We start from the raw sequence: 228 nt of genomic DNA on the forward strand, positions 1-228 counted from the left end.
CCTGACCAACGGTAAACGGATCAGGGTTAGTCGGGTCCTTAGGCAAAGCCGAGAGGCGCAGCTGATGGCAAACTGGTGAATATCCCAGTACCTGCTATAATTTCGATGGGGTAACGGAGTAGTGAAAGGACTGCGCACATACGGAATAGTGCGTTAAAGGGAGTAGTGAAATTTTGTGTAGGGATATCCGCAGGAGATGGTGGACCTGATAGGACTGCAAAGCTTCGG

1 rRNA gene is annotated in these 228 nt (G+C 50.4%); it reads left to right on the forward strand.

Annotation, left to right across the window (positions count from 1 at the left end):
- A 23S ribosomal RNA gene (locus KVT36_RS32535) occupies positions 1–228 on the forward strand; the annotation flags it as partial.

Origin of the sequence: Chitinophaga sp. GbtcB8, assembly GCF_019091455.1 — a bacterium.
Classification (GTDB): domain Bacteria; phylum Bacteroidota; class Bacteroidia; order Chitinophagales; family Chitinophagaceae; genus Chitinophaga.